The following is a 9,829-nucleotide window of genomic DNA, read 5'->3' as shown; positions in this document are numbered from 1 at the left end:
AGGGACGCACCTGGCGCGGCTGGCACCACCACGTCACCCTCGTCACCGCCGCCCAGGCATTCCTCACCCTCAGGCGGCTCGACCCAAAAGCACCGACGCCGGCCTGACCCTCTACCAGGCCCTGGACCTCCTCCAGGACCTGCTCAAGGGCTGGACCGGCACCTGTGCCACCTGCAACCGCCCCCTACCCCGCACAAGAACCAGACGCAGAACCAGAACCTAACGAAGCACTACTAGGTGCCGGACCTCAACCCGCAGGAAGGTATCTGGTCGCTGGTCGAGCGCGACATCGGGAACCTGGCCGCCGCCAATCTCGACCAGCTCACCCGAGCCGCCAACCACAAGCTCAAGCTCAAGCAGATCCAGTACCGCCCGCACCTCGTCGATGGCTGCCTCGTGGGCACCGAGCTCACCTTGGACGGCTGACCGACATCACCCAATCAAGTTCATTTGTCAGCCAGTTGGTCGGTTGGCCTGGGTCGGCGGGTGGCCGGGTGCGGGGCTGTCTTTTATGGTTGCCGAAAGGCTTGCGGCGCGGTGCCGGGCAGGTGAAGCGGGCGACGGCCGGTCATGGGGCCAGTGTCTCCCGCGGTGTTGGACGGCGAGGCCGGGCGGCAAGTCAGGGGATGTCGCCCACGCAGGATCAGCGGCCGGTGGTGTCGGGCTCGTAGAGCGAGCGGCCGCCCGGGTGGGCCCGGCGCGGGGAAATCAGTGTGGTACCGGGGACCTGGTCGGCGGCTTGGACGTAGGCGCTCTGGTCGTCCATCGGACCATGGTGCGGCTCGACCTTCACCTGCTCCTCAGCCGTGCCCGGCACCGTAGCGGCCAGACGAGCGGCGGAGTTTGACCCGACCTCGGCCGCTATCCGCGTATAAGAAGTCGGATATCGTGACTGGACCCAGACGCTGACGGCAAGTCGATCTGGTCCATCTCAACGGGGTGCCATAGCGGTGGGCGTGTTCGGTCTCAGGTGGCAGGCAAGGCAGGCGGACATGGAAGACCAGGGCGTACCTAGGCACCAGAGGCTGGCAAGCGGCATGACCATCGCAAGCTGCGTCGCCACTGCTTCTCTAGCAATCTTTGTTGTGGTGCGGCACTTGCAGCGGGCATCCATGGTTGACATGCTCGTCTACCGTGCCGAGGGCGCTGCTGTCGTCAACGGCGGTGACCTGTACGGGATGCGGCTGCCTGGCTGGGATCTGCCAGCTACCTACCCTCCGTTCGCGGCGATCCTATTCGCACCAAGCACCTGGTTCGGGATCGGGACGCTGCGGGTGCTGGTGATGTTGTTCAACATCACACTGCTGGCACTCCTGGCCCACCTCTCGTTCCGTCTGGTGGGATGGCCCGGCAAGCAGCGCCGAAGGGAGGCGGTGCTTCTCGCTACGGGTCTTGGTGTCTGGTTGGAGCCTGTATACACGACGCTCCAGTACGGACAGGTCAACCTCGCAATCACCTGCCTGATCCTTTGGGATATGACCCGTCAGGACCGTAGTCGTTTCAGGGGAGTCGGGATCGGGCTGGCAGCGGCAATCAAGGTGACCCCCGGTCTCTTCGCTGTCTATCTGCTCCTGACTGGTCGCGTCAGGGCGGCTGCTGTCTCAGGTGGAACGTTCCTCGCGGCGAGCCTTGTCGCCGCGGCGGTGCTGCCGGACGCCTCTTATGGCTTCTGGACGAAGTACCTCTGGGACACACGCCGGGTGGGGGTTACCGAGTTGGTGGACAACCAGTCGCTTCGGGGCGCTGTCTGCCGACTGTTCAGCACCAACAATCCAGGCCTCGCCGGTGTGGCAGTCTGCGGCCTCGTCGGCGTCTTCGGTCTCACTGTGGCCGTCACCGCGGGGCGCTTCGCCCGGCTCCTTCGCCGGGCCGAAGCATGGGGCACTATTTGCACGGCCCTCACCGCACTGCTGATCTCACCGATCAGCTGGACGCACCACTGGGTCTGGTGCCTTCCGCTGATCGTCTTGCTGGCTGCAGAGGCCGACAGCCGGGCACGGCGGATACTGCTCGGAGTGGTGCTCGTCGAATTCGTCTCCCATGCCCTGTGGTTGGTGCCTCACCGCTGGGGCCTGGGCATCGCCTGGTACTGGCAACCCCTTGCGTCGGTATACGCGCCGTTGGCCGTAGCCGTGCTGGCCGTAGTGGGACGGCGACTATGGGCCCTGCGTGAACACGCCGGCGTCATCGCCGCAGCGGACCTGATCGTTCAGGAAGCCGAGCTGGAACAGAACGCTGCCCTGACGAAGCAGATGTGACGTGGTTACCGATACGGTCACACGGACGGCCCGGGATCAAATTAGCGCAGGTTGGATCGGTGCTCTCCCGACAATCTGGCGCACCTCCCTCCTTAGCGCGCTCTGCTTCAGCATCGCCTGCGCAATCGGCCTGCAGAGCTGGGCCTCAGCCTCGCTCGGTGGCTTTGACCTCGGGATCTTCGACCAAGGAGTGCGTGGCTACGCACACCTCGGGCTGCCTGTCTCGACGCTGAAGAGCTATCACCACGAGTTCCCGCCCGGTTTCTCGCTTCTCGGCGATCACTTCTCGCCCGTGCTGGCGCTCCTCGCTCCGCTCTACTGGCTGTGGGACGATCCACGCTCCCTGATCCTGGGACAGGCCCTTCTGTTCGCATCCGGGGTGCCGCTTATCCGGCGGATTACGACGCACTGCTTCGTCGGCGCCGCCCCCTCGGTCAGGCGGCGCGCCTGCGACCTGGCCGGTCTGACTTACGCAGTCGGCTGGCCGCTGCTGGTTGCTGCCCGCAGCGGCTTCCACGAGGTTGCCTTCGCCGTTCCCCTGACGCTGCTCATGCTGGAGCGCGGGCAGGCTCGCAAGCACCACACGGTGGTGCTTGCCGCAGTCCTTCTCTGCTGCACGAAGGAAGACCTGGGCCTCGTGGTGGGCGCTTACGGTCTTGTCATGCTGCTGCGAGCAGGCCGCACGGGGGATCGCAGCGCACGGTGGACGGGAGTGGCCCTGATCGTCGGTGGTCCGCTCGCGTCTGCCGCCGCCATCAAGTTGCTCATCCCAGCGATGGGCGGCGAGCCCGGCTACTACTGGAACTATGGCTCGCTCGGCCCCGACGCCGGCGGTGCCCTGCGGAACCTGGTCGGCGACCCTTTGCTGCTGGTGCAGGTTGCTTTCGATCATCCGCTGAAGCCCCTGCTGGTGCTGTGGCTCTTCGGCACCATGTTCCTGTTGCCGCTGCGGTCCGCAACCGTGCTCTGCGCCATCCCACTATTGGCGGAACGCGTGCTGTCCAGCAACCCCAACCACTGGTCGATCGCGCGGCATTACGACTCTCTGCTCTGGCCGATCCTGCTGACCTCAACTATTGAGGTGCTCGGGCGGCTCCAGGCGAATGATCGAACCCGTCAAAGGGCCCGCCGACTGGCTCTCGCCGTAGCCGGCTGCACGTTTGTCGCCGCCGTTCCCCTGGGGCTGGCGTCGCTCGTCGTGCCCGCCTACTGGCAGCCGAAGCCGAGTGAGGCAGCCCTGATTCGGGCGGCCGCCCTGATTCCTGATGGCTCCTCGGTAGAGGCCGACAACCAGATCGCGCCTAGGCTCACCGCCCGGACGGATGTCGTGCTGGTGGATGGAACACCGCGAGGGCGCGACTACGTGCTCACCCGGTCTGACAAGCGATCGTTTCCCTTTGCCACCGATGCGGAGCAGGCCAACCGAATCCAGCTTCTCCTCTCCCACGGATACCGTCAGATCTGGGCAGAGGACGGCGTCGTCCTTCTGCACAGGGAGAGCTCCCAGCCTGTCCCAGGCGAGCACGTCCCGGGCCCGGGCAGCAAGCCGGTCCAGGACGTCGTCCCGTCCGACGTGGGACACAACCTGTTCCGCGGCTGAGCAGATGGCACGGACGCCCCGGTATGGGCAGTCGATTCGAACGGGCCGGAGCCGCCCCAGGAGCCTTGGGGCAGCTCCGCGCACTGACGGACGCACGTAGTGAGATGGATCGGCTCCAGCCCTCTGGCAGCGGCTCCTTGAGGCCGGCCGGCCGATCAGGGTTCTCGGGCTGTCCGAACCCGGATGCCGGCCGAGCCAGATGACCCCTATCGAGCGGACCGTGATCCGGCGGTATGCGACCTCCCTCAGACCGTGTTTGAGATCTGCTGTGTCGCTGGGCAGGGGTGCTCGTTGAGCCTGTTGTGAGCGGTGTCAGGGGCGGGTATCCGTCGGACCTGACGGACGAACAGTGGGAGCTGGTGGAGCCGTTGCTCCCGCCGGCGCTGGTGGGGCCGAAGGGCGGGCGGCGGGAGAAGCATCCGCGGCGGCGGATCGTGGAGGCGATCTTCCACGTGGTGCGGACGGGGCGTGCCTGGCGGCAGCTGCCGAAGGACTTCGTCCCGAGGCCGAGGGTGTACTGGTACTTCACGTGGTGGCACGACGTCGGCACCGTCGAGCGCATCCACGATGCCCTGCGCGGCAAGGCCCGTGGAGCCGACGGCCGCGACGCGGAGCCGAGCGCCGGGCTGACCGACTCGCAATCCGTGCGCACCGCCGACACCGCCCCGCCGCGGCCAGGGGCTTCGACGCGGGCAAGAAGAGTGAAGGGCCGCAAGCGGTTCGTCGTCACCGACACCCTCGGCCTGCTCCTGGCGGTCCACACCGTCGCGGCGAGCATCCAGGACCGGGACGGCGCGAAGCGGCTGCCGCTGTGGACTAGGCTCGACCATCCGAGCGTTGAGAAGATTTGGGCGGACCAGGGCTTCGCCGGCCGCCTGGACCACTTCAATCCTCGGCCGGGACCTGGACATCGTGCGCAAAGACCCAGGCCGGCGGGGATTCCAGGTTCAGCCCAAGCGGTGGGCGGTCGAGCGCACCTTCTCGTGGCTCACCGCCCACCGGCGCCTCGCCCGGGACTACGAGACCAGCTCGGCCCACTCCGAAACGATGATCCGCTGGGCGATGACCGGCGTGATGGTGCGCCGGACGGCCCGGGGCCGAGCGGCCGTCCGGAGCGGCCCGCGGCTCCTCGTCGGCCCGGGTTCAGGTGTCGTAGCAGCCGTTCCAGGGTGCGTTGAAGCCCAGGCCGTCGGGATGGAACTCGGCCCATACCCCGTCGTCTTCCTCCTCGTCCCTCTCGTCCCCCTCGTCCGCGTCGCCCTCCACGACCGGGCCGAACAGGGATCCCTCGAACCGGACGGCGAAAGGTGCGATGGCGATGTCCTGGTACTGCCGCTCCGGAAGAGCATCCAGCCACTCGTCAAGCAGCAGTCGGGCCGCGTCGATCGCTTTCTGCTCACCGTCCGCGGTGGTGCCGGTGAACTGGACGCGCGAGTCCAGATGCCGGCCGGCTCCGTCGAACCGATGCAGCACCGCGTACCAGCGCTTCTGCGGATGCCAGTCGTCGCCGCTCCAACCCTCGGGGAAGGCCGCGGTTACCGACGCGAAGAACTGGCCGCCCCGCCATCGCCCGACGGTGCTCGTGCGGTAGTCAGGCTCGTGCCCGATCGGGATGACACCGGGAACGCTCATAGGCGCTACCCGGGACAACAGGCAGGTGCGGCCTCGCCGCCTGTCCGCACTGAATGAGATCTCAAACGCGGTCTCAGTACTTGCGGAAGTAAATGAGCTGACCGGATTCCCCGCCCGCAGCACCCTCGGAGGGAATGAAAAGGCTGACAAGAAGAGCATCCGCACCTGCGGGAGTCTTGACCTTGGTGATGCTCGGATTGGCGAAAGCCACACTTCCGGCGTGCGTATGGATACTCGTCTGGTCAGCGTTTCCCGTCGTATAGTCATAGATGAATGTCCGCCAGGATTCGAAATGATTCTTCTCGTACTGCCCTTCGATCAGCCCGTAGGGAAAATCCTTGAAGCTCACAGAATCCCGGTCTCCGATATTCCCCTGAACACCCCAGTACAGGAGGGCGTTGTCGAAGTTCGGCTGGGGCGATGCCGACCATGAGGAGAAGTTTGTGAGCTTCGCGCGCATCTGCCGATCCACGTTGCAGTTGGCGTAGTAGTGCCCCCCGATGTCGATGACTGAGTGATCGATATCGGGGCTCAGAATGACCGAGTAGATATTGGGTGTCCCTTCCGCGCAGGAAGACAGCGACCGCGGAGCATCGAACTGGCGGGAAAATGAACCCGCGAGGAGGTTCGCCCGGCTGCTGTAGTAACGCACCGCAACGTGGTTGCTAGGGTCCTGCTCCCAGGCAGTCACGTAGCCGCCGTTCGAGAGAGGGGTGATCGTCGGCTGGGAGCTGCCGGTGCCAAAATCCTGAGCGAACGTCCAGTTAAGAAGGTCGGAAGAGACCGCGATGGCCGCGTGAAAACGGCCGTCGGGCCGCATGGTGTGGTAGACGGCCAGGTAGCTGCCGGTCCCATCCTGGATGATCTTCGCGGCGTCCATAGACCGCCCCGCACTGTCCTTGGCTTGGTAGCGATAACCGTCGGCCTGGGTGACGTCCTCCACGAGGCCGCGCAACTGGGCGCGCGGAACATCCGATGGAGGTGCTGTTTGCGTGAGCGGCGCGGAGGCGAGTACAAGGGGCAGGGAAATAAGGGCAACAATTTTCATGATCCGGGCATCCGCCTCGTCTAAATCGCTCGAGGCCGCGCCGCTGGATTGCGGCGCGGCCTCGATATGGTCAAATGCCTCAGGCGACGTAGCCGGTCTGAGTGATGACGTTGTACGACGTGTTCACGAGCTGCAGCCGGCAGCCCTTGCCGTGCCCGACCCCGAAGAAGTAGGAGTAGCCCGATCCGGCGGTGGCATCGAAAAAGCCGTTGTCGTAGTAGTAGGTGCTGTCGCGGCACTCCAGCTTGAACCGGACCCTCTGGGAGGAGCTCGCGGAGTAGTAGGCGTCGTAGCCGTTGTTGATGCTGGTAACCACGAGGCCGCCGCCGTTGGTGCTCGTTTCTGCACTCGCGTTGGTGGCCATGACAGTCATACCGCCGGCGAGCGTGACCGTGGTCACGGCGACCGCTGCAATTCGCTGGGCAAGCTTCATCTTATTATTTCCCCTAAAAATCCCCGGCCCCAACGGCCAGGGCCCTGAGGGAAACCTACTTCGTTTACATCAACACATGCATACTATTTTTTCTCAAACATTAAAATTTGGCCATTACTTTGCGTATCATCATTACTTTTGCCACTACAAACTGCGAGGATGGATGGGGGGTTTATCATCTTTTTGGGCACATGTCTGGTGGTCGGCAAGCCATCGGCGCTCTCGGCCGCCTACAGCCGTTTGACCGGATTCCAGTAGTGCCGGTCTGCACGGACGGCCCGGCGCTCGCAGGGCGTACCGTTCTGTTGTTTTTGTCCCGAGATGAATGATTTGGGTGTGATTCACGTGCCGCGCCATATCAAAGTGAATTCGCTGGTCAGTCAGCGGGCCACGAGGCTGAGAACTCGTAACACGATCTTGGTAGTCGTTGCTGCTGAGGCGTGACCGATGTGACGATTCGTCCGTCCGTGATGGTGTGCGCAAGAAGCCGTAGATCGTGGACGACGAGCTACGGGCCCGGATCGAGCCGCTTCTGCCGGCCTGACCGCAGCGGTCGCCGGGCCCGCGTCCGGTGGACGACCGGCTGTGCCTGCAGGGCATCCTGTTTCGTGCTGTACACCGGCATCAGCCGGCAGCAGACCGGGGTGTTCGAGGCCCTGCACCGCATGCTCCTGGCCGAGTTGAACGCGGCAGGGCTGATCGACTGGAGCCGCGCGTGCGTGGACGTCTCCCCCGTACGCGCGAAAAAAGTGCCCCTATGGTCTTCGTCAACCGGTGACGGCAGTTGGGGGCTGGTAGAGGGTGCCATCGCGGAGCATGGCGAAGAGGACGTCGATGCGGCGTCGGGCGGGTGCGACGAGGGCGGCGACGTGGTGTTTGCCCTCGCGTCGTTTTCTGTCGTAGTAGGCGCGTGACTCCGGCTGGGACAGCGAGGCGAACGCGGCCAGGTAGAAGGCCCGTTTGAGTTGCTTGTTACCGCGTCGGGAAGGGTGTTCGCCGCGGATGGAGGAGCCGGAGGTGCGGGTGACGGGCGCCAGGCCGGCATAGGCCGCGAGGTGGCCGGCGCTCGGGAAGGCGCGGGCGTCGCCGACGTCGACGAGGATCCGGGCGGCGGTCCTGATCCCGATGCCGGGCATGGAGGTCAGGACCGGGGAAAGAGGGTGGGCCTCCAGCAGTTCCTCGATCCTTGTGGCGAGGAGTTTTCGCTGATCGAGGACCGCTGTCAGCGAGGTGGCGAGGCTTGGGACGATCAGTGCGGCGGCCTCGGTGCCCGGGACGACGACGGTCTGCTCGTCGAGAGCGGTGAAGATGTCCTCGACGAGACGCTCGGTCATCCGCGGGGCCTTGGGCCGCAGCAGCGTGATCAGCCGCCGCCGGCCGGCCTTCCTCAACTGGCTTGGTGAGCCGTGTCGTTCGAGCAGGGCGAGGACGGCAGGGTGGTCCAGTCGCGGACCCAGGACGCGTTCGAGCGAGGGGTGGATCTGGGTGAGCAGTCCGCGAAGGCGGTTCTTGATCCTGGTCGATTCGCCGGCGAGGTCGTCGTCGAATCCGGCGATCATCTCGAGTTCGGCGACGGTCTCATCGCTCGGGGCCAGGTCGCGCAGGGTGTGCGGCATGGTGCGGGCGGCGTCCGCGATGACGTGGGCGTCGCGGGCGTCGGTCTTGGCCTCACCCGGGTAGAGGTCGGCGATCCGGCGCATGGTCAGGCCGGGCAGGTAGGCGATGCGGCAGCCGGTGTCACGGGCGACGGCCAGCGGCAGGGCTCCGACGGTGGCCGGCTGGTCGACCACCACCAGCACCGTCCCGTGCTTGGCATGCAGCTTCGTGAACAGCTCACGGAGCCTGGGCTCGCTGTTGGGCATCGCCCTGTCGAAGACCTTCTTGCCGGTCGGCGTGAGTGCGGTCGCGTGGTGCTCGCCCTTGCCGACATCGAGTCCGAGATAGACGTCGATGCCGTCGGTGCTGGTCAATGCCCCTCCCCGGATCCCGTTCCCCGGCCCTGCGGCATCAGCGTGCCGGCATCCACGTTACGAAGAGCCTGCCTCACCCGAGTGCGGGATCGGCGCTCAAGCCCCTAATCAGCGGTCTGCCAATGCCTCCGAGCCCGGTGACACCACTTTTTCGATCATGGTCGACAAGGGGCGCAAGTCATGCCGGGCCGGGGGGCCGGGAACCCCATTGCGGGGCCGCGAAAACGGTAACGGGGGCGCAGAAGCGGACGGACCGGAAGATCCGGACCGCTCACAGACGCGCCAGGCCCTCGGCCGGTCCCGAGGTGGGCTGACCACCAAGGTCCATCTTGCCGTTGACGGCCGGGGCCTGCCGCTGTCGATCGTGCTCACCCCGGGCAACGTCAACGACGCCACGGCGTTCGCCGAGGTGCTGGACGGGATCCGCGTCCCGCGAGCCGTAACAGGCCGCCCGCGCACAAAGCCGTTGTGGGTGCTGGGCGGCAAGGCCTGTTCCAGCAGGGCCATCCGGAATCTGCTGCGACGTCGGGGCACAGCCGCCACGATCCCCGAGCGCCGCGACCGGGCGGCCAACCGCCGACGCCGGGGGCGTTCGGGCGGCCGGCCGGCCGCCTTCGACAAGGAGATCCACCGCGACCGGAACGTGATCGAACGATGCTTCGCCCGTCTCAAGTAGTTCCGCGCGATCGCCACCAGGTTCGACAAGCTCGCGGACCGCTACCGCGCCGGAGTCGTCCTGGCTTCCCTGATCCTCTGGCTTCGCGAACCGGCCAGATGATCATTTGTCAGACACGCCTTACTGATCATTTCAAAATGAGTTCGGCCTGGGGGCTTGGCAGTTGAGGCGTTGAGGCAGCAGAGTGTTGCACGTGTCGGATGATCTTGTGC

8 protein-coding genes and 3 pseudogenes are annotated in these 9,829 nt (G+C 65.7%); 6 read left to right on the top strand and 5 right to left on the bottom strand.

The genetic code is table 11. The features are described from left to right. The first annotated feature begins 237 nt into the window (after positions 1 to 237). A complete protein-coding gene (locus ACIP60_RS38145) occupies positions 238 to 426 on the top strand; it encodes a hypothetical protein (protein WP_400694218.1) in 189 nt (62 codons plus the stop codon). 217 nt (positions 427 to 643) lie between these two features. Here ACIP60_RS38145 and ACIP60_RS38140 read toward each other — a convergent pair whose 3' ends face one another. After that, positions 644 to 766 (bottom strand): hypothetical protein, encoded by a 123-nt coding sequence (locus tag ACIP60_RS38140; protein ID WP_400694215.1) that lies wholly within the window; start codon positions 764 to 766, stop codon positions 644 to 646. Positions 767 to 1,037: 271 nt separating this feature from the next. Between ACIP60_RS38140 and ACIP60_RS38135 the strand changes: the two genes are divergently transcribed. From ACIP60_RS38135 to ACIP60_RS38120, 4 genes and pseudogenes are all read left to right on the top strand, one after another. Then, positions 1,038 to 2,258, top strand: a complete 1,221-nt coding sequence (locus ACIP60_RS38135) for a glycosyltransferase 87 family protein (RefSeq protein ID WP_400694213.1) — start codon at positions 1,038 to 1,040, stop codon at positions 2,256 to 2,258. Position 2,259: 1 nt separating this feature from the next. Next, entirely contained in the window at positions 2,260 to 3,858 is a 1,599-nt protein-coding gene (locus tag ACIP60_RS38130) for a DUF2079 domain-containing protein (protein ID WP_400694210.1), read from the top strand. 284 nt (positions 3,859 to 4,142) lie between these two features. After that, positions 4,143 to 4,673, top strand: a pseudogene (locus ACIP60_RS38125) (IS5 family transposase); the annotation flags it as partial. 97 nt (positions 4,674 to 4,770) lie between these two features. Continuing rightward, positions 4,771 to 4,875: pseudogene (locus tag ACIP60_RS38120) on the top strand (IS5/IS1182 family transposase); the annotation flags it as partial. Between the two features lie 126 nt (positions 4,876 to 5,001). On the opposite strand, the gene ACIP60_RS38115 reads toward ACIP60_RS38120, so the two are convergent. The 4 genes from ACIP60_RS38115 to ACIP60_RS38100 all read right to left on the bottom strand — a co-directional run bounded on the left by ACIP60_RS38115 (position 5,002) and on the right by ACIP60_RS38100 (position 8,941). Further along, positions 5,002 to 5,490 carry a hypothetical protein gene (locus ACIP60_RS38115; RefSeq protein ID WP_400694207.1) on the bottom strand — a complete coding sequence of 163 codons (489 nt, stop codon included), beginning with the start codon at positions 5,488 to 5,490 and terminating at the stop codon, positions 5,002 to 5,004. Between the two features lie 73 nt (positions 5,491 to 5,563). Then, the gene (locus tag ACIP60_RS38110; protein ID WP_400694205.1) at positions 5,564 to 6,538 is read right to left on the bottom strand and encodes a hypothetical protein; all 975 of its coding nucleotides are present in this window, start codon (positions 6,536 to 6,538) and stop codon (positions 5,564 to 5,566) included. Between the two features lie 79 nt (positions 6,539 to 6,617). Then, positions 6,618 to 6,971: a hypothetical protein gene (locus ACIP60_RS38105; protein ID WP_400694203.1), complete on the bottom strand. Its 354-nt coding sequence runs from the start codon at positions 6,969 to 6,971 to the stop codon at positions 6,618 to 6,620. 767 nt (positions 6,972 to 7,738) lie between these two features. Beyond that, a complete protein-coding gene (locus ACIP60_RS38100) occupies positions 7,739 to 8,941 on the bottom strand; it encodes an IS110 family transposase (RefSeq protein WP_400694200.1) in 1,203 nt (400 codons plus the stop codon). A 277-nt stretch (positions 8,942 to 9,218) separates the two neighbouring features. Here ACIP60_RS38100 and ACIP60_RS38095 point away from each other — a divergent pair. Then, positions 9,219 to 9,744 (top strand): annotated as a pseudogene (locus ACIP60_RS38095) (IS5 family transposase); the annotation flags it as partial. Between the last annotated feature and the right edge of the window lie 85 nt (positions 9,745 to 9,829).

This window comes from Kitasatospora sp. NPDC088783 (assembly GCF_044750705.1).
Lineage (GTDB): Bacteria > Actinomycetota > Actinomycetes > Streptomycetales > Streptomycetaceae > Kitasatospora > Kitasatospora fiedleri.
This window is presented reverse-complemented; position numbering and strand designations above follow the sequence as displayed.